This window comes from Streptomyces sp. NPDC041205, assembly GCF_055591765.1.
This window is the reverse complement of record NZ_JBVIZH010000001.1, coordinates 663216-682287: the sequence shown is the minus strand read 5'-3', so window position 1 is coordinate 682287 and position 19072 is coordinate 663216. Positions and strand designations below refer to the sequence as shown.

The window sequence follows — 19072 nt, the reverse complement described above, 5'->3', positions numbered from 1 at the left end:
GTCCGGCCGGGTCGGCGCGGCGCTCAGTGCCGCCGCAGCCGCCCCGCGAGGAAGTGCCCCGCGAGGAGGTAGACGACCGCCGCGAGGCCGTACCCCGCGAGCACGCGGGCCCAGCGCTCGTCGAACGTGAACAGGTCGTGCGACCAGCCCGCCAGCCAGCGGGCGGCGTCGTGCACGACCTGCACCAGGTCGTTGGCACGGTTGGCGTCCAGCAGGTCCATCAGGATCCACAGGGCGAGAATGAAGGCCATCACGTCCGCGATGACGACGACGGCCTTGGCGGCTTCGTTGGTGCGTCGGGCTTTCACGGGGGACATGAGGGGCGGGTACCGGGGGAGGGGTGGCCGAAACCTGTGGGTGGCGGCGGGCTCGGTCGGCCGTGGGGCGATGGGTGGCGGCGGGCTCGTCCAGCCGACCACGGGGCGCCCGTCCGGCCGTGCCGCGGTGCGTCCACCCCGCCGGCCGCGCCCCGGTGGCGGGCCCGGCCGCGCCGGGTGAGGCTGGCGGCGGCCGCCCCCACCCCGCCCGGAGGTCACCGTGCCCCGCTCCCTGCTCCGCGCCCTCGTCCCCCTGCTCCTCTGCGCCCTCCTCGCGGGGACGACGGCGGCGTGCGACGGCGACGACAAGGACTCCGCCGCGACCCCGACGAGCACGGTCGAACGCCAGAAGCTCGCGAAGACCCGCTTCGTCGCCAACGCGGGCCTCGCCGCCGGGGCCACGTACCAGTGGATCGTGAAGCCCTACCGCGACGGCAGGTTCAAGTCCGGCGCCGACGGCCGCCGCTTCGCCCTCATCAAGGCGGGCCTGGCCGGCGCCTTCACCTACAACCGCCTCAAGGCCGCCCTCCGCAACGCCGAGGGCGACCCGACCCTGGCCAAGGCGGTCGCCCCCCTCACCGCCGGGATCGACGCCCTCAAGGACCTCCCCTCCAAGCTCCGCAAGGGCGACTCCACGGAGTCCGTGGTGAAGTCCTTCGACGGCGCGATCAACAAGGTCAAGGACGCGGGGAAGGACGCGGGCGCGGAGGTCACGAACAAGGTGCCGTCGGGGGGGGAGCTGGCGAAGGGCTGATCGACGTCACGAACTTCCAGCCTGCAACAGTCCGGTGAGGTGAAATCTACGTGGGCTTGATCAGTTTCCTGACCTCGGGCGGAATGCCTCCTCGTTCTCCGCGGACGGAGAAGAGAACCGTCTGGTCGGGTGAGTCGCCGATGGCGACGGCAAAGGCCGTGTCCAGCTCTTTCACCTTGTAGACGTCGTAAGAAGCAGTGCTCCCTGTGGTTGTCTTCGTGTCGTCCGAGCGGCTGGCGCCCCCGAGGTCGACTCCTCCGACATCGTGACAAGGCAAGGGCCGGGCGGCGCCCGCCTTCTCACCCACTGTGAACTCGGCCTTCCCGACTTCCCAGTACGAGCGGCCGCTGAAGGCCATGACTCTCGCGCAGGAGCCGGCCACAGCACCGCCGCCTCCCTGGTCCCTTGCCGCCGGACTGCTGACATGGTCTCGTGACGGGGGACTGTCCCCCTCACCAGAGGGTGCTCCGCAGCCCGCTACGAGGATGGCACCCACAGCGGCAGCGGTGGCCCAGGTTGGTTTCGTGCCTCGTAATCGGATAGAAGCTGCCATGACGTGCCTCCTGCCGTCCGGGCGTGGAACTCTCGCTCGTGTTCGACGACGGGGCAGCGTCTGGCCGCCCTGGGTTGTGACGAGCGAAGTACCGATCAGGGTTCATCGGGGACAACCTGCAGTCGAGACATGGGAGTTTGTGCCCTCGTGCGAGCAGACGCGTCACTGGAAGGTGCTCAGTAGCGCTTCCGGAGACCGAGGACGTCCCCCTTGCCCAGCGTCCTTGCCTTCGTGCTGCACCGTCATCGGCCTGCTCATGGACACCATGCGCCGCGAGGACGCCGTCGTCCACGCCGACCTCACCACCGGCCTGCTCGTCCCCAACCGCTCCCTGGCCGACGCGCTGCGCGACAGCGACGACGACCGGGTGCCGCTGAGCGCCGTCATGTCGGAGTTCGGCTCCGTCACCGGCCGCTTCACCGCCCGCCGCGTCGGCGGCGACGAGGTCGTCCTGCGCGCCCGCTACGGCGACGGCGCACCCCCCCCGCCCACGTCCGCGTCACCTGCGCCGCCGACGGCATCCGCGAGGAGTTCCTGAACGAGGACGACTACTTCAGCGGCGAGTTCCAGGCCTGCTGCCTGGGAAAGGTGCGCACGTGGAACCGGGAGGCGGGCGAGCTGACGCTGGACGCGGTGGCGATATTCCGCTGAGGGTGCGCGGGACCGGTCAAGTGTTGAGGTCGGCCAGGGTGCGCAGGGTGTGCGGGTCGGTCGCGAGGACAAGGAGGTCCGTCACCGGGCCCTTGCGCCACAAGTCGAGCCGCTCCGCGATCCGCGCACGCGGCCCCACCAGTGAGATCTCGTCGGCGAACGCGTCCGGCACGGCGAGCACGGCCTCCTCGCGCCGCCCGGCCAGGAACAGCTCCTGCACCTGCCGCGCCTCTTCCCCGTACCCCATCCGCCCCATCAGATCGGCGTGGAAGTTGCGGGCCGCGTGTCCCATGCCGCCGATGTAGAAGCCGAGCATGGCCTTGACCGGGAGCAGCCCCTCGCGCACGTCGTCGCACACCGTGGCCCGCACCAGGGGCGCCACCAGGAACCCCGGCCGCAGCCCGTCGCCGAGCGACGCCTCGTACACGTCCGTGCGCGTCGGCGACCAGTACAGCGGCAGCCAGCCGTCCGCGATCCGGGCGGTCTGCTCGATGTTCCTGGGTCCCTCGGCGCCGAGCAGGATCGGGAGGTCGGCGCGCAGCGGGTGGGTGATGGACTTCAGCGGCTTGCCGAGCCCGGTGCCGTCGTCGCCCGGATAGGGGAGCGGGTGGAACCGACCGTCCAGCGCCACCGGGGACTCCCGCCGCAGCACTTGCCGTACGACGTCGACGTACTCCCGTGTCGCGGTGAGCGGCGACTTCGGGAACGGCCGCCCGTACCACCCCTCCACGACCTGCGGCCCCGAAAGACCGAGCCCGAGCAGCATCCGCCCGCCGGAGAGGTGGTCGAGGGTGAGGGCGTGCATGGCGGTGGTGGTGGGGGAGCGGGCCGCCATCTGCGCCACGGCCGTCCCGAGCCGGATCCGCGAGGTGTGCGCGGCGATCCACGTCAGCGGCGTGAACGCGTCCGACCCCCAGGCCTCCGCCGTCCACACCGAGTCGTACCCGAGCCGCTCGGCCTCCCGGACGAGCTCCAGGTGCCGGGCTTCGGGGCCGCGGCCCCAGTATCCGAGCGCGAGCCCGAGCCGCATGGGTCCTCCAGGGAGCAGACCGAGAGAGCCGGAAAGCGAGCTGATGGTGCATCAGATCTGGATCGACTGGAGGAGCGTACGCCAGCGGCCCCCCGCCCGGAAGGGGCGGGGGGCCGCTGAGGTGCTGCGGGTGCGCGCGAGCGCGTGGGCTCAGCCGCGCTGGATGCCCGTGGTGTCCTGCAGGACGCCACGACGGCCGTCCTGCGTCTGCGCCACCAGGCTCTGGCCGCGCTGCTCCACGGCCAAGTACCAGGTGCCGGGAGCCAGTTCCGCGATCGGGGTCGGCGAACCGTCCTCGGCGTACAGCGGACGCGGCACCGGCACGGCGAACCAGAACGGCGAGAAGTCCCCGGCCGGGGCGCCGGCCTGCTGCGCCTGGGCGGGCGGCGGCGTCTGGCCGCCACCCTGCGGCTGACCGCCGTAGGGCTGCGCCGGGGCGGCGGGCTGGGCGCCGTACGGCTGACCGGGCTGGCCCGGCTGGGCGCCCTGCGCGCCCGGGTAGCCGTAGCCACCCTGCGGCTGACCGCCGTAGGGCTGCGGGGCCTTGGGGCCGCCGCTGCCCGCGAGGGGCGCCTTGAGGGCGGGGACGATGTTCGTGGCGACCGCGGCCGCGACGAGGACCAGGGCTGCGATCAGGCCCAGGATGAGGCCGACACCGGCGTCCGGCGCGTCGGCGCCGCTGCTGCTGCCACCGGCGCCGAACCGGGCGTTGATGAGCTCGAAGACCTTGTCGTAGGACTGGCCGGTGTCGAAGATCGCGCCGAGCGAGCTCCAGGCCGCGGCGGCGGTGAGGCCGATGCCGAGCGTCCCGAGGTCGAGGCCTACGACCTTGCGCTGGCCGCCCATGGCACGGCCCACGACGATGAGCGCCGCGCCGATGATGCCGGCGAGGTACACGCTCATCAGCAGGTTGCCGTTGTCCCAGGCGGTGGGAACGTCGTCGCCACCGCCGTCAAAGGTGTCGAGGAACGAGGCGATGAAGAGCAACACCGCTGCTCCGATCACCACGCCGTCGCCTCGAGTGAGGGAGCGGAAATTCACTTCAGGTCCTTCGTCAGTCGTCTCGTCGGTAGAGGCGTCGCTGTCGCCGTAGTCGCGGTCGTGTCGCGGTGCGCGAAGCGCGGGGGTGGCCCCTCATCGTAGGGAGGACACTATCCTCCGGTCAGCCGGGGTGTCTGCTTGGGATAAAGATCGTCACTCAGTGAAGATCTGCCGGTTGCCGTCCCGTGACGAGACGGCGTCGAACACATCACGACATGGGGCGATACCCCGGAATCCGCCCCCTCGGGCACCCGGCTCGCGCCCGGCGCCCGCCTGTGTCTACCCGCGCAGGAAGCTCTCGATGCCGTCCGAGAGACCCTGGGCCGCCTTCTGCCGCCAGGCGCCGCTCGTCAGCAGGGCCTCGTCCTTCGGGTCGCGCATGTTGCCGCACTCGATGAACACCTTCGGCACCTTCGACAGGTTGAGACCGCCGAGGTCGCTGCGGACGTCGAGGCCGGTGCCGCCGCCGACGTAGTTGGAGGGGGCGCTCTTGGTGACGCTCAGGAACTTGCCCGCGATGCGCTCGCCCAGGTCGCGCGAGGGCCCGACGATCGCGGTGGTGTCCGCGGCGCCGCCGCGCACCTTCGCGGGCAGGATGACGTGGAAGCCGCGGTTGCCGACGGCCGAGCCGTCCGCGTGCAGGGAGACCACGGCGTCGGCCCGCGCCGCGTTGCCGATCCGGGCACGCTCGTCGACGCAGGGCCCGAAGGGGCGGTCGGCGTCGTGTGTGAAGCGGACCGTGGCACCCTGCCGGTGCAGCAGGTCGCGCAGGCGGTGGGCGAGGTCCAGGGTGAACCGGGCCTCCGTGTAACCGCGGTTGGTGGACGTGCCCGTGGTGTCGCACTCCTTGGAGTTCGTCCCGATGTTCACCTGCCGGTTGATCTCGGCGGTGTGCTTGAAGTTCCCCGGGTTGTGCCCGGGGTCCACCACGACGACCTTGCCCTTGAGAGGGCCGGACGCGGCGGGGCGGCCACCGGCGGGGCGGCCCGACGGATCGGGGTCGTCGGCGGGCTTCGAGGACTTCGAAGGCTTGTCGGGCTTCGGGGACTTCGCGGACCTCGTCGCGTCCGCGCTCGGCTTCGAGGGCGAGCCCTGCTCCGAGCGGCTCGCGGACGGCAGCGTTCTGACCGATTTGCCGTCGTCTGAGTCGCTCGCGGTGTCCATGAGGAGATACCCGGCGAGGGCGCCGGGCACGAGCACGGCGAGGGCGACCGCGAGCGGGCGGCCACCGCGGAAGCGGCGGGGCGGGCGCGGTGGATGACTGTCCGGACCTACGTACGACACGGGAGCGAGCCTAGTCCCGCCGTAGGGCGCCCGCGCCGGTTCGGCGCAGGACGCGGAGCGAGTCCGTGGCCGAGATCTCCGTGAATGCCCCGGATTCCAGGGCCCGCAGATAGATCCGGTACGGGGCCTGCCCGGTCCACTCGTCCACCGGGTCGGGGAACACGTCGTGGATGACGAGCAGCCCGCCCGCCGCGACGTGCGGAGCCCACCCCTCGTAGTCCGCGTTCGCGTGCTCGTCCGTGTGGCCGCCGTCGATGAAGACGAGCGCGACGGGGGAGTTCCATACCGCCGCGACCTGCGGGGATCGGCCCACGACCGCGATGACGTGGTCTTCCAGACCGGCCCGGTGCAGGGTCCTGCGGAACGTCGGCAGCGTGTCCATGCGGCCGATCTCCGGGTCGACCGTCGCCGGGTCGTGGTAGTCCCAGCCGGGCTGCTGCTCCTCGCTGCCCCGGTGGTGGTCGACCGTGATCACGCTCACACCGGCGGCGCGGGCCGCGTCCGCGAGCAGGATCGTGGAGCGGCCGCAGTACGTGCCGACTTCGAGGAGGGGCAGCCCGAGCGCCGCGGCCTCGGTGGCCGCCGCGTACAGGGCGAGGCCCTCCTTCACGGGCATGAAGCCCTTCGCGGCCTCGAAGGCGTCGAGAACGTCAGGACCGGGCTCGGCGGCCATGGGTTCCTCCTCGGGGCGGGCGCGTGGAGGCCCGCGGGGTGCGCGTTGCGAACGGGCCCGCGCGTACGGACGCGCTGGGCGCCCGCGTACGGACACGCGGGGCGCCCCATCGTGCACCACACCCCCGTCACGGGGGTGATGGGGGTGGTGACGGGGGTGTGGTGGTTCGTGTGGTGGCGGTCGGCCCCGGGCGGAGCCATCGGTCTCGGGCGGAGCCATCGGCCCGGGCCGAGCCATCGGTCTCGGGCGAGACCCCGGCGCCGGGTCAGGACCGCACCCTCAGGCCAGGACCTCGCTCTCGCCCGGCAGTGCCAGGTCGACCTCCACCGGCCGCTCCCCGCCGGGGTGGGCGGCGGACGCGGCGTGCGGCGCGTGGCCCGCGGCTGTCGCGGCGAGGACGTAGGGCCCGTCGGCCGGGACCTGTAGGGCGTAGCGCCCCTCGCCGTCCGTCAGCGCGGCGCCCGCCTGCTTGCCCCGGCGGTCGATCAGCGTGACCTTGGCCCGCGCGACCGGCGCGCCGGAGGCGGCGAGCACCCGGCCCTGGAAGCCGCCGAGGGCGCGCGCGGCCCGCTCGGCGTTCTCGATGGCCGCGTCCTCCTCGCTGCTGGCCCGCAGTTGCGGCTTGGCCTGGACAGGGGCGCGCCCCCGGCCCGGCAGGAACAGGGCGAGCAGCAGCCCGATGGCGACGGCGCCGGCGGCGATGAGGAAGGAGGCGCGGAAGCCCTCCATGGTGGGCACGTCGACCGGCCCCGCGTGGGTCGCGGTGTTGGCGAGCACCATGCCGATGACGGCACTCGACACCGACGTACCGATGGACCGCATCAGGGTGTTGAGGCCGTTGGCCGCGCCGGTCTCGGAGGGGTCGACGGCGCCGATGATCAGGGCGGGCAGCGAGGAGTAGGCGAGGCCGATGCCCGCGCCCACGATCACCGAGATGACGATGGTCTGCCAGGCGGCGCTCATCAGGCCGAGGCCCGCTCCGTAGCCGATCGCGATGATCAGCAGGCCGAGGATCAGGGTGATCTTCGGGCCGTACTTCGCCGAGAGGCGCGCGTACACCGGCGCGGTGAACATCATCGTCAGGCCGAGCGGCGCCACGCACAGGCCCGCGACGACCATGGACTGGCCGAGGCCGTACCCGGTGGACGTGGGCAGTTGGAGGAGCTGGGGCAGGACGAGCGAGATGGCGTAGAAGGCGACACCGACCATGATCGAGGCGAGGTTGGTGAGCAGCACCTCGCGCCGGGCGGTGGTGCGCAGGTCCACCAGCGGTGCCTTCAGGCGCAGTTCCATCACGCCCCACAGGAGCAGGACGGTGGCCGAGGCCCCGAAGAGCCCGAGGGTCAGGCCCGAACTCCAGCCCCAGTCGCTGCCCTTGGTGATGGGCAGCAGGAAGAGCACGAGTCCGGCGGACAGGCCGAGGGCACCGGCCACGTCGAAGGTGCCCGGGGCGCGCAGCGGGCTCTCCGGCACCAGGAAGAAGATGAGCAGCATCGCGAGGACGCCGAGGCCCGCGGACCCGAAGAACAGCGCGTGCCAGTCGGTGTGCTGGGCGACCAGCGCGGCCGCGGGCAGGGCGAGTCCGCCGCCGACGCCGATGGACGAGCTCATCAGGGCCATCGCGGAGCCGAGCTTCTCGCGCGGCAGCTCGTCGCGCATCAGGCCGATGCCGAGGGGTATCGCGCCCATCGCGAAGCCCTGCAGGGCGCGGCCGACGATCATCACGAGCAGGTCGTCGGTGAACGCGCAGACCAGGGAGCCGACGACCATCACGGCGAGGCTGGTGAGCAGCATCCGGCGCTTGCCGAAGAGGTCGCCGAGGCGGCCCATGATCGGTGTGGAGACGGCGCCCGCGAGCAGGGTCGAGGTCATGACCCAGGTGGCGTTGGAGGGTTCGGTGCCGAGCAGCGTCGGCAGGTCCTTGATGACGGGGACGAGCAGCGTCTGCATGACGGCGACGACGATGCCCGCGAAGGCGAGGACGGGGACGACACCGCCGGTGCCGCGCGCTGCGCGGTCACCGCGGGGGTGGGTCGTCGCGTGGGACATGGGCGTGCGGCCTCCGGAGCGAAGAGACGGAGCGTGGGGCTTGGTGGGACACCCGCAGGTATATGCAGGATGAACCTGTATCCCTGGGCGACTATTCCGCCGGCCGTCGAACCAAGGGAAGTCTTGACCCGCCATTGACCGGTTCTGTACGCGGCCGACGCCGCCGCCCTTCCGGTGAAGTGGAACGTGTTCTAGTCTTGCCGCCCGCTCTCGGAAGGAGCCCCAGCGGTGAAGAGCTACCTCGTCGGTGTCGGCATGACGAAGTTCGAGAAGCCCGAGACCCGCGACTGGCAGTACTGGGACATGGCGAAGGAGGCGGGCACCGCCGCGCTCGCCGACGCCCGGATCACGTACGAACAGGTGCAGCAGGTCGTCGCCGGATACTGCTTCCAGGCCTCGACGGCAGGTCAGCGCGCCGCGTACGAGCTGGGCCTGACCGGAGTGCCCGTCTACAACGTCAACAACAACTGCGCCACGGGCTCCACGGCCCTGATGATGGCCCGCCAGTTCGTGGTGGGCGGGCAGAGCGAGTGCGTGCTCGCGCTCGGCTTCGAGAAGATGAAGCGCGGCTCGCTGGGCGGCGGCAGCGACGGCGATTTCGCGACGTCCCCGGTGGCCCGGCACTACGGCGTCATGGCGGCCCGCCACGGCTTCGAGGCGACACCGCCCACGGCCCAGCTCTTCGGCAACGCGGCACGCGAGCACATGGAGCGGTACGGCACGACGCCCGCGCAGCTCGCCGCGGTCGCGGCGAAGAACCACCAGCACTCCACGAACAACCCCAACGCCCAGTTCCAGGACGCGTACACACCCGAGGAGATCCTCGCCGCGAGGACCGTGCACGCGCCCCTCACCAAGCTCCAGTGCTCCCCGACGTCGGACGGCGCGGCCGCCGTGGTCGTGGCCTCCGCGGCGTTCGTGGACCGGCACGGCCTCGGGGACCGGGCGGTCGAGATCACGGCCCAGGCGATGACGACCGACACCGAGGAGTCCTTCGCCTCCGGCAGCTGCCTCGACGTCGTCGGCACCCCCATGTCCCGCGCGGCCGCCCGCCAGGTGTACGAGGCCTCGGGTCTCGGCCCGGACGACCTCGACGTCATCGAGCTGCACGACTGCTTCTCCGTCAACGAACTCCTCACCTACGAGGCCCTCGGCCTGTGCGAGGAGGGCGAATCCGGCAAGCTCGTGGAGTCCGGCGCGACGACCTACGGCGGCCGCTGGGTGGTGAACCCCTCCGGCGGCCTCATCTCCAAGGGCCACCCCCTGGGCGCCACCGGCCTCGCCCAGGCCGCCGAGCTCAGCTGGCAGTTGCGGGGCGAGGCCGGACCGCGCCAGGTCACCGGGGCGCGGGTGGGGCTCGCGCACAACGTCGGCCTCGGCGGGGCGGCGGTGGTGACGCTCCTCACGCGGCCGGGGGCATAGCCCGGCGGTGACGCTGCTCACGCGGTGGTGGCCGCGGCCGAGGCGGCCACCCCGCGCCCGGCGTGCCGCGCCAGGACCTAGGACTCCCGGCCCAGGTCCCCTGCCCCGTATTTCCGATGTACGGGGCACACGCCCGGCTGTCAGCATGGGGGCCATGCTCCAGACCCCCGCCGACACCCCGACCTCCCGCATATCGGGTCGCCCCGCTCCGCCCACCTGGCTCGTCGTGGCCGCCGCCTGCGCCGGACAGTTCCTCGTCGTCCTCGACGTGTCCGTCGTGAACGTGGCGCTGCCGTCGATGCGGACCGATCTCGGCCTGAGCGCCACGGGGTTGCAGTGGGTGGTGAACGCGTACTCCATCGCGTTCGCCGGGTTCATGCTGCTCGGCGGGCGGGCCGGGGACCTCTTCGGACGCAAGCGGATGTTCCTGCTGGGCCTCGGGCTCTTCACCCTGGCCTCGCTCGCGGGCGGGCTCGCCCAGGAGGGCTGGCAACTGCTGCTCGCGCGGGCCGTGCAGGGACTCGGCGCCGCCGTGCTCGCCCCGTCGACGCTGACGATCCTCACGTCCGCCGTGCCGGAGGGGCCCGCCCGGGTGCGGGCCATCGCCACCTGGTCCGCGGTCGGCGCGGGCGGCGGCGCCGCGGGCGGGCTCGTCGGCGGCGTGCTCACCGACGGCCTCTCCTGGCGGTGGGTGCTGCTCGTCAACGTGCCCGTCGGCGTCCTCGTCCTCGCCGCCGCGCTGCGCTGGATCAGCGAGAGCCGGGCCAGTGGGGCGCGCCGCCTCGACCTGCCCGGGGCCGTGCTCGTGACCGGCGGTATCGCCACCCTCGCGTACGGCATCGTGCAGACCGAGGTGGACGGCTGGACCGCCGCCGCCACCCTGGTGCCGCTGGCCGTCGGGCTCGCCCTGATCGGGGCCTTCCTCGCCGTCGAGGCGCGCGCCAAGGCACCGCTGATGCCGCTCGCGCTGTTCCGCGTGCGCTCCGTGTCGGCCGCCAACGCCACGATGTTCGTCTGCGGCATGGGCATGTTCGCCATGTGGTTCTTCATGACCCTGTACGCCCAGAACGTGCTCGGCTACACCCCGCTGGAGGCCGGGCTCGCCCTCATCCCCAGCTCGGTCAGCGTCGTCGTCGGCTCCAAGGTCGCCCCCCGTCTGATGCGCGTCATGGGCGCCCGCAGCGTCACCGTCATCGGCGTCCTCGTCGCCGCCGTGGGCTTCCTCTGGCAGTGGCGCGCCCTCGACGCCGACGGGGCGTACGTCACCTCGATCATGCTGCCCGGCATCCTGATGATGCTCGGCGCCGGGCTCGCCGGCACCCCCCTCGCCTCCCTCGCCACGAGCGGCGCCGACCCCGGCGACGCGGGCCTGGTCGCCGGACTCATCAACACCTCCCGCACCATGGGCGGCTCCCTCGGCCTCGCGGTCCTCTCCACCATCGCCGCCTCCCGCACCGGCGACCGCCCCGGCACCCACGCCCTGGCCGAGGGCTACGCCCAGGCGTTCCTGTGGGGAGCGGTGTTCCTGACGGCGGCGGTGGTGCTGGTGCTGGTGGCAATGCCGCGGCCGGACAGATCCAGCCCGTCCGGCGATTGAGGACGAGGCGCGCAGCGCCGACAGCGGGGGTCCGGGGGCGCAGCCCCCCGGAGGGCGACACCGCCCCACGGCGAGGAAACGACCTACAGCCACCCCTCACGCCGAGCGACCCGCACCGCCTCCATCCGATTACGGCTCCCCGTCTTGCCGATCGCCGCAGAGAGATAGTTCCGCACCGTCGACTCCGAAAGGTGCAGCACCGCGGCGATGTCCGCGACAGTCGCCCCGTCCACGGACGCGTTCAGCACCTCGGCCTCCCGCGCCGTCAGCGGGTTGGGCCCGGCCCCGAGCGCGGCGGCAGCCAGCGCCGGATCGACCACGACCTCCCCGCGCAACACGGCGCGAATCGCCTCGGCCAGCTCCTCCACGGGCCCGTCCTTCACGAGGAACCCCGCCGCGCCCGCGTCCATGGCGCGCCGCAGATAGCCGGGCCTGCCGAAGGTGGTGAGGATCAGGACCCGGCAGTCGGGGGCTTCCGCACGCAGGTCCGCCGCCGCGTCGAGTCCGCTGCGGCCGGGCAGCTCGATGTCGAGGAGCGCCACGTCGGGTCGCGCGGTGAGCGCGGTGTGCACGATGTCGTCGCCCGCGGCGACCTGCGCCACGACCTCGATGTCCTCCTCCATCCCGAGCAGCAGGGCCAGTGCGCCGCGCATCATGCCCTGGTCCTCGGCGAGCAGGACTCTGATCATCGAACGCGCTCCTCGTGGGCGCCCGCCCGCGCGGGCGCCGCATCGGTGACGTGGGTGGCGCCGGTGGCCCCACGGTCCTCGTCGGCCGGCAGCACCGCCGTGACCCGGAAGCCACCGCGCGGCTCGGACCCCGACTCCAGTGCTCCGCCCGCCGCCGTGATCCGTTCGGCCAGGCCCTTCAGCCCGCTGCCGGGCGTGGTCGAGCCTACGCCGCGGCCGTCGTCCGTGATCGTCAGACGGGTCTGTTCGGAGGTCGCGGCGACCTCGATCTCGCACCGGCGCGCCCGCGCGTGCCGTACGACATTGGTGGCCGCCTCCCGCACCACCCAGCCGAGCAGCGCCTCCGTCCGGGGTCCGAGCGGCGGTCCCGACTGCCGTACGACCGCCTCGACACCGGCCGCGTCGAGCAGCTCGCGGGCCCGGTCCAGCTCGGCGGCCAGCGCCGCGTCCCGGTAGCCGGTGACGGCCTCGCGGATCTCGGTGAGCGCCTGGCGGCCGACGGACTCGATGTCGGTGATCTGCGCCAGGGCCGCGTCCATGCTCCGCGGGGCGAGGCGGCGCGCGGCCTCCGACTTCACGACGATCAGCGAGAGCGTGTGGCCGAGCAGGTCGTGCAGGTCGCGGGAGAAGCGGAGCCGCTCCTCGGCCACGGCTCGCCGCGCCAGTTCCTCACGGGCGGCGCGCAGGTCGCGTACTGCCTCGGACAGGGACAGGATCGCGGCCGTGACCATCGTGGACAGGAACGTGCCGTACGCGATGTTGACGGCGTCCCAGCCCTCCCGGAATCCGGCGACGGCGCCCGCGAGGGCGCTCAGGCCGAGGGCCACCGGACCGAGGCCGCGGCCCCGCACGACCGCGCCCACGGCGAGGCCGAACAGCGGGAAGTACATCAGCCAGTTGCCGCCGTACCCGGCCGCGAGGCCCACGGTGAGCGCGCCCATCACGAGCAGCGCGACCAGGGTCGCGCGCGACTCCCGCGCCCGCTTGTCGAAGGCGCGGAAGGCCACGCCGATGTAGAGGGAGTTGAAGACGAACAGGCCGACGCCGCCGATCCACGGGTTCGGCGTCCTGCCCTGGAGCAGGTGCGAGAACGCGCCGAGGCCCATCAGGAGCCAGGGAAGCAGCGCGAAGCCGTTGGGCGGGCCCGGATGCACGAGGGCGTCCGCCTCGCCCGCCCGCTTCCGCTCTCGGCAGTCGGCCTTCCGCCCCCGCCAGGAACTCCGCTGCTCCCGCAGGCCGTGCAGTCGGCAGGTCACCCCGCGCTTCCAGGACATGTCTCGCTCCCCGCTCGGCCGGGCCCGCGTCCCCCGCGGCCCCCGTGCCCTCGACAGTACGGAGCGGGGGTGCCGCGGCGGCAGTGAGGTCCGTACCGAGTCGACCGGGACAAATGTCACCGCTGGCGGCCCCGGTGTCATCGCCGGCGGCCCCGGGCGGCCGGGACCCCGGATCCGGTGGGGCGCGGCCACCGGATCTGACGTGACGTCAGCACTCTTCCCAACCGTGGGGCGCTGGGCTATACATGGGGCCATCGGCCTAGAACGCGTTCTAGAACGACCGGTGGACCGGTGGCAGGGACGCCTTGGCCGCCACAGACGACCTCGGTGCGGCCGACGGTGCGGACGGCCGCACCGAGGTCTTCCCCCGGAGCACACCGCCGACCCCGCCCTGTACTCCGCGCCCGAGGACCGTCACGCGCACCCGTAGGTCCGTCGTCCGCAGCCCGCGAGGAGCCGCCACCCCATGCCCATCGATGCCGCGCAGGCCCTGGCCGCGAAGCCCCGCAGCGCCGAGATCACCTGGGACCACAAGGACATCCAGCTCTACCACCTGGGCCTCGGCGCGGGCGCCAACCCGGACCTCGCCGACCCCGCGACCGACGCCGACGAACTCCGCTACACCCTGGAGTCCCGGCTGCACGTCCTGCCCAGCTTCGCCACCGTGGCGGGCGCGGGCATGGGCATGATGGGCGGCCTCGCCGCACCCGGCATCGACGTGGACCTCGCCGCCGTGCTGCACGGCGGCCAGAGCGTCGAACTGCACCGCCCGATCCCCGTCAAGGGCCGGGCCACCACCAGCTCCAAGGTCGCGGCCGTCTACGACAAGGGCAAGGCCGCCGTCCTCGTGCTGCGCTCCGAAGCCGCCGACGACGAGGGCCCGCTGTGGACCAGCGACGCGCAGATCTTCGTGCGCGGCGAGGGCGGGTTCGGCGGCGAGCGCGGCCCGTCCGGCAGCCCCGAGGTGCCGGACCGCCCCTTCGACCACACCGTCGAACGCCCGGTCCGCCCCGACCAGGCCCTGCTCTACCGCCTGTCCGGCGACTGGAACCCGCTGCACGCCGACCCCGAGTTCGCCAAGCTGGCCGGCTTCGACCGGCCGATCCTGCACGGCCTGTGCACGTACGGCATGACGCTCAAGGCCGTCGTCGACACCGTCCTCGGCGGCGACGTGGGCCGCGTGCGGGCCTACCGCACGCGCTTCGCCGGGATCGTCCTGCCCGGCGAGACGCTGCGCGTCGGCATGTGGGAGTCGGACGACCGGGTGCGGGTCGCCGTCACGGCCGTCGAACGGCAGGACGCGCCGGTCCTCACGGACACGGTCGTGGAGCTGAACTGACGTGTGGAGCTGGACCACTGACGTGTGGAGCTGAACTGACGTCACGTACCGCCGGTCACGTACCGCCGGGATGAGAGGAGCCGCACAGCCATGCGCGCAGCCGTACTGCACGAGACAGGCCAGGACAAGCTCGATGTGCTCGACGACGTCGAGGCGGTGGGCTTCGGCCCGGGCAAGGCCAGGATCCGGGTACGGGCCACCGGCCTGTGCCACTCCGACGTGTCCGCGATGAACGGCGTGCTGCCGCAGCCCGCGCCGTTCGTCCCCGGCCACGAGGGCGCGGGCGAGGTCCTGGAGGTCGGCGAGGGCGTCGGCAACGTCAAGCCGGGCGACCGGGTCCTGGTGTGCTGGCTCCCGGCGTGCGGGCAGTGCCCGGCCTGCCGCCGCGGCCAGACCCAGCTGTGCCTGGCCGGGTTCATGAACGCGGGAACCCCCAACTTCCAACGCTCCGGTGACCGTTCGGAGGTCTTCGGCTTCGCGGGGACGGGCACCTTCGCCGAGGAGATCGTCGTCGACGCGTCCTGTGCCGTGCCCATACCCGACGACGTGCCCTTCGACATCGCCGCGCTCATCGGCTGCGGCGTGACGACGGGGCTCGGCGCCGCCATCAACACCGCCGACGTGGCGACCGGTTCGTCCGTCGCCGTCATCGGCTGCGGCGGCGTAGGCGTCTCCGCGATCCAGGGCGCCCGGCTCAAGGGCGCCGCCGAGATCATCGCCGTCGACCCGGTCGCCTCCCGGCGCGAGGCCGCGCTCCGCTTCGGCGCGACCCAGGCCGTCGCCCCCGACGAACTGGCCGACGTCCGCCAGCGCGTGACCGAGGGCGAGGGCTTCGACTACGTCTTCGAGGTCGTCGGCAAGTCCGCGACGACCCGCACCGCGTACGAGATGACCCGGCGCGGCGGCACCCTCTGTGTCGTCGGCGCGGGCGCCATGGACGACCAGGTGCAGTTCAACATGTTCGAGCTGTTCTTCGACGAGAAGCGGATCCTGCCCTCGCTGTACGGGGGCGGGGACGTGCTCCGGTCGTACGAGCGGGCCATCGCCCTGTGGCGCGCGGGCCGCGTCGACCTGGAGGGGATGATCACCCACCGGGTGCGGCTCACCGAGATCAACGAGGCGCTGGAGCAGATGCGGTCGGGGGTGGCGCTGCGGACGTGCATCGAGATCTGAAGCGACGGCCGTGTGCGTGAAGCCAGGCGAGAGGAGTACGTACCCGTATGTCACTGCCACTTGAAGGTCTCGCCGCCGTCGTCACCGGGGCGGGCCGCGGGCTCGGCCGGGCCGAGGCGCTGGAGCTCGCCCGGCTCGGCGCGAGCGTCGTCGTCAACGACTTCGGGCAGTCGGGCCGTGACGGGTCCGGCGAGGCGTCGGCCGCGCCCGCCGAGGAGGTCGCGGCGGAGATCAGCCGGTCCGGCGGGAAGGCCGTGGCCCACACCGGGGACGTCGCCGACCTCCAACAGGCCCGCGCCCTCGTCCAGTTGGCCGTCGACACGTACGGCAAGCTCGACATCCTGGTCAACAACGCGGGCATCCTGCGGGACCGGATGATCTTCTCCATGACGGAGGACGAGTGGGACTCGGTGATCCGCGTCCACCTCAAGGGTCACTTCAACACCATCCGGTTCGCCTCCGCCCACTGGCGTGAGCGCTCCAAGGAAGCCGGTGGGCCCGTGTACGGGCGCATCGTCAACACCTCCTCCGAGGCGTTCCTCGCCGGGTCCGCCGGGCAGCCCAACTACGCCGCCGCCAAGGGCGGGATCGTGGGGCTCACCACCTCCACGGCCCTCGCCCTCGCCAAGTACGGCGTCACCGCCAACGCCATCTGTCCGCGGGCGCGGACCCGGATGACCTCCGACGTCTTCGCCGGGTTCGCCGAGCCCGGGGCGGGGGAGCTGGATCCCTTGGCCCCGGAGCATGTCGCTTCGCTGGTCGGGTACCTGGCCTCGCCTGCGGCGCGGCGCGTCAACGGGCAGGTGCTCGTCGTCCACGGCGGGATGGTCGCCGTCGTCGAGCGCCCCCGGGTCGCGGTCCAGTTCGACTCCGCCGACGGCGTGTTCAGCTTCGAGGAGCTGGACGAGGCGGTGTCCCCGTACTTCGCGGGCCGCCCGGAGGGGGAGACGTTCGGGGCGGCGGAGGTGTTGGGGTTGAGGAGGGGGTGAGGGTGGGGGGGCGGCGGCCCTGCGGGGCTCTCCCCAATCCCGCCCCTTCCCGAAACTGGGGGCTCCGCCCCCAGACCCCCGCTCCTCAAACGCCGGAGGGGCTGGAAAATGTGCCGGTGAGTTCCAGCCCGTCCGGCGATTGAGGACGAGGCGCGGAGCGCCGACAACGGGGTCCGGGGCGGAGCCCCGGGTTCGGGAAGGGGTGGGTTGGGGAGCCCCCGGCAAGGCCCCCGGCCTCAGGCCCCGCCCTCCCGACGATGCCGCCCCCGCGGCGCCGCCTCTTCGTCGTGGTCGGACACCGGCCCCCGATGCCGCCCGGCACCGGCAACCTCCGCACCTCCGGAGAGCGAAACCCCTTCACGAGGATCCACCACACCCTGCTGCCGCGGCTCGACAGCCACATTCTCGGTCTTCAACAAACTCACCCCGTAGCAAAGATCGTTCGTACAGCCGGGCGAGTCTAACCGCCCGCCCCCCGCCCCCCGAGAGGTGCCTGCTGCAACGGCACGGGCCGAGCCACCCGCACGGCCCCGACGACCCCCGTGACCTGGCCGGACGCCTCGCTCCCCGGCTCGGGGCCGGGCCGGGGCGAGGGCATCTCGACCCGGGCCATCCCGCAGGGAACGGTCCCCGTGACGTAAGGCAACTCAAGAACGCCGTCAGGGGTGCACCGCCCGGCACCGGACAACCACCCGTCGGGGGCGGTGAGTTGGTGGACGCGCCGCTCCGCGGGACGCCAACCGCACAACTGAGGGGCGGAGTTGCCGGACCCCTCATCCACCCGAAGGGCCACCATGCAGCTCTCCGGCATGAGCACCTGCCCGGGCTGAATCGCGAACGGCGTCACCGCCCGCCCGGGCATCCGCAGGCATTCGGGGAAGCGTACGGGCCGGGCGCTGCCCAGCACGCCCCAGCCGAGGCGGGTTTCGCCGGGCGCGTCGGAGCGGATGAGGAGCAGCCCGCTGTCGGCGTCGGCGAGGAGCAGCCGGTCGTCGCTGTCGGCGGCGATCTGGAGCAGGGGGGTGACCTCGCCGCCCCGCTCCAGGTCGACGGCCACGGTCTTGGTGGGGCCGTCCAGCTCGCGGTCGAGGGCCAGCATGCGGTTGGTGCGGTCGAGCCAGACGCCGCCGGTGCAGCGGCCGGGGATCTCGGCGAGATGCTCGGGTCCGAAGGAGCCGCCCGCGACCATCCACACGGCGGTGGAGCGCGCGCCGACGGCGAGGGCGTAGGCGTAGGCGCCGCGGGGGGCGGGCGGCAGCAGGGTCAGGTCGGCGCCTTCGCACTCCACGCCGCCGAGCGGTACTTCCCCGGTGCTCGGCCCGGTGGGGTACAGCAGGGAGAAGAGGTGCCGCCCGGCCGCACGCCGGTGGACGAGCACCCGCCCGTCGGCCATCGGCAGCACCCGCGTACCGGGCTCCTCGGGCTGATGGGCGGGCAACGGCACCGCGTACGGCTCGGCGGAGTCCAGCGTCCACCGCTCCGGGAACCAGCAGCCACCCCGGTGCGCGAGCCGCGCCGCGTAGGCGCCGTCGGCGGTGATGGCGGGGGGCGGGGGGCTGAGGGCGGGGGCGGGCGCACGGCGGGGCGGGGCTGGTGCGTGGGTCCCGCCGGGGGTGGCCGGGGCGCGCGCCTCGCCGGGGGAAGTCGGTGTGCTCGGCGCACGGGAGGGGGACGGCGCACTTGCCTCGCCGGAGGGGGCTGGTGCACCTGCCCCGCCGGAGGGGGCCGGCGCATCGTCCCTGCCGGAAGAGGCCGGTACGCCTCGCCCACCGGAGGCAGCCGACGCATCCGGTCCCTTGGGCGGAGCCGGTCCACCGACCTGATCGAACGCCCCAGGAGCACCCACCCGATCGAACGAGGCCGGACCACCCCTCGCCCGCCCGGCACCCTCGCCCGGCAACGGCGCCCTCGCCTCGGCGCCACAGTCAGGCTTCGACGGAACCGGAACCGGAACCGGAACCGGAACCGGGATCTGGACCGAGGCCAGGCCCGTGACCGAAGCCGGATCTGAAGCCGGGACCCAGGCGGGCGCGGAGCCCGGCACCGCCCCCGAAGCCGACACCCGGCCGAAGGCCGAGTCCGGGACGGGGCCGGGAACCGGAGCTGGGGCCGGGCCCGAAGCTGAGCCAAGGACCGGGTCTGAAGCCGGATCTGAAGCCGGGACCCAGGCGGGCGCGGAGCCCGGCACCGCCCCCGAAGCCGACACCCGGCCGAAGGCCGAGTCCGGGACGGGGCCG

At 73.1% G+C, this 19072-nt stretch carries 17 protein-coding genes; 7 read left to right on the top strand and 10 right to left on the bottom strand.

The window, feature by feature from the left end:
- Positions 1-23: 23 nt before the first annotated feature.
- Positions 24-317 carry a hypothetical protein gene (locus ACZ6BG_RS03070; protein ID WP_468996176.1) on the bottom strand — a complete coding sequence of 98 codons (294 nt, stop codon included), beginning with the start codon at positions 315-317 and terminating at the stop codon, positions 24-26.
- Positions 318-537: 220 nt separating this feature from the next.
- Here ACZ6BG_RS03070 and ACZ6BG_RS03065 point away from each other — a divergent pair, with 220 nt between their 5' ends.
- Positions 538-1071 carry a hypothetical protein gene (locus tag ACZ6BG_RS03065; protein ID WP_468996173.1) on the top strand — a complete coding sequence of 178 codons (534 nt, stop codon included), beginning with the start codon at positions 538-540 and terminating at the stop codon, positions 1069-1071.
- Positions 1072-1117: 46 nt separating this feature from the next.
- On the opposite strand, the gene ACZ6BG_RS03060 is transcribed toward ACZ6BG_RS03065, so the two are convergent.
- Positions 1118-1624, bottom strand: a complete 507-nt coding sequence (locus ACZ6BG_RS03060) for a DUF6281 family protein (RefSeq protein WP_468996168.1) — start codon at positions 1622-1624, stop codon at positions 1118-1120.
- 256 nt (positions 1625-1880) lie between these two features.
- On the opposite strand from ACZ6BG_RS03060, the gene ACZ6BG_RS03055 reads away from it, so the two are divergent.
- Positions 1881-2162 carry a hypothetical protein gene (locus tag ACZ6BG_RS03055; RefSeq protein WP_468996165.1) on the top strand — a complete coding sequence of 94 codons (282 nt, stop codon included), beginning with the start codon at positions 1881-1883 and terminating at the stop codon, positions 2160-2162.
- A 129-nt stretch (positions 2163-2291) separates the two neighbouring features.
- On the opposite strand, the gene ACZ6BG_RS03050 is transcribed toward ACZ6BG_RS03055, so the two are convergent.
- The 5 genes from ACZ6BG_RS03050 to ACZ6BG_RS03030 all read right to left on the bottom strand — a co-directional run bounded on the left by ACZ6BG_RS03050 (position 2292) and on the right by ACZ6BG_RS03030 (position 8352).
- Entirely contained in the window at positions 2292-3305 is a 1014-nt protein-coding gene (locus ACZ6BG_RS03050; protein WP_468996162.1) for an LLM class F420-dependent oxidoreductase, read from the bottom strand.
- A gap of 150 nt (positions 3306-3455) precedes the next feature.
- A complete protein-coding gene (locus ACZ6BG_RS03045; protein ID WP_468996160.1) occupies positions 3456-4346 on the bottom strand; it encodes a hypothetical protein in 891 nt (296 codons plus the stop codon).
- A 279-nt stretch (positions 4347-4625) separates the two neighbouring features.
- Entirely contained in the window at positions 4626-5630 is a 1005-nt protein-coding gene (locus tag ACZ6BG_RS03040; protein WP_468996157.1) for an N-acetylmuramoyl-L-alanine amidase, read from the bottom strand.
- 10 nt (positions 5631-5640) lie between these two features.
- Positions 5641-6303: a class I SAM-dependent methyltransferase gene (locus ACZ6BG_RS03035; RefSeq protein WP_468996155.1), complete on the bottom strand. Its 663-nt coding sequence runs from the start codon at positions 6301-6303 to the stop codon at positions 5641-5643.
- Positions 6304-6582: 279 nt separating this feature from the next.
- Complete coding sequence (locus tag ACZ6BG_RS03030) at positions 6583-8352, bottom strand: MFS transporter (protein WP_468996152.1); 1770 nt, start codon at positions 8350-8352, stop codon at positions 6583-6585.
- A 228-nt stretch (positions 8353-8580) separates the two neighbouring features.
- Between ACZ6BG_RS03030 and ACZ6BG_RS03025 the strand changes: the two genes are divergently transcribed.
- Together ACZ6BG_RS03025 and ACZ6BG_RS03020 are read left to right on the top strand one after the other, a co-directional pair.
- The gene (locus ACZ6BG_RS03025) at positions 8581-9774 is read left to right on the top strand and encodes a thiolase C-terminal domain-containing protein (protein ID WP_468996148.1); all 1194 of its coding nucleotides are present in this window, start codon (positions 8581-8583) and stop codon (positions 9772-9774) included.
- Positions 9775-9928: 154 nt separating this feature from the next.
- Entirely contained in the window at positions 9929-11371 is a 1443-nt protein-coding gene (locus ACZ6BG_RS03020; RefSeq protein WP_468996145.1) for an MFS transporter, read from the top strand.
- A gap of 83 nt (positions 11372-11454) precedes the next feature.
- Here the strand turns inward: ACZ6BG_RS03020 and ACZ6BG_RS03015 are convergent, their stop codons facing one another.
- Together ACZ6BG_RS03015 and ACZ6BG_RS03010 are read right to left on the bottom strand one after the other, a co-directional pair.
- Entirely contained in the window at positions 11455-12060 is a 606-nt protein-coding gene (locus tag ACZ6BG_RS03015; RefSeq protein ID WP_468996143.1) for a response regulator, read from the bottom strand.
- Positions 12057-13334, bottom strand: coding sequence for a sensor histidine kinase (locus ACZ6BG_RS03010; RefSeq protein ID WP_468996141.1), 1278 nt, complete (start codon positions 13332-13334; stop codon positions 12057-12059). The genes ACZ6BG_RS03015 and ACZ6BG_RS03010 overlap by 4 nt, the downstream gene beginning before the upstream one ends.
- A 466-nt stretch (positions 13335-13800) precedes the next feature.
- Here ACZ6BG_RS03010 and ACZ6BG_RS03005 point away from each other — a divergent pair, with 466 nt between their 5' ends.
- From ACZ6BG_RS03005 to ACZ6BG_RS02995, 3 genes are all read left to right on the top strand, one after another.
- Positions 13801-14673: a MaoC/PaaZ C-terminal domain-containing protein gene (locus tag ACZ6BG_RS03005; protein WP_468996137.1), complete on the top strand. Its 873-nt coding sequence runs from the start codon at positions 13801-13803 to the stop codon at positions 14671-14673.
- 90 nt (positions 14674-14763) lie between these two features.
- Positions 14764-15846 (top strand): Zn-dependent alcohol dehydrogenase, encoded by a 1083-nt coding sequence (locus ACZ6BG_RS03000; RefSeq protein WP_468996134.1) that lies wholly within the window; start codon positions 14764-14766, stop codon positions 15844-15846.
- Between the two features lie 47 nt (positions 15847-15893).
- Positions 15894-16835, top strand: coding sequence for a 3-oxoacyl-ACP reductase (locus ACZ6BG_RS02995; RefSeq protein ID WP_468996132.1), 942 nt, complete (start codon positions 15894-15896; stop codon positions 16833-16835).
- A gap of 460 nt (positions 16836-17295) precedes the next feature.
- On the opposite strand, the gene ACZ6BG_RS02990 is transcribed toward ACZ6BG_RS02995, so the two are convergent.
- A complete protein-coding gene (locus ACZ6BG_RS02990; protein WP_468997877.1) occupies positions 17296-18375 on the bottom strand; it encodes a hypothetical protein in 1080 nt (359 codons plus the stop codon).
- Positions 18376-19072 lie beyond the last annotated feature (697 nt).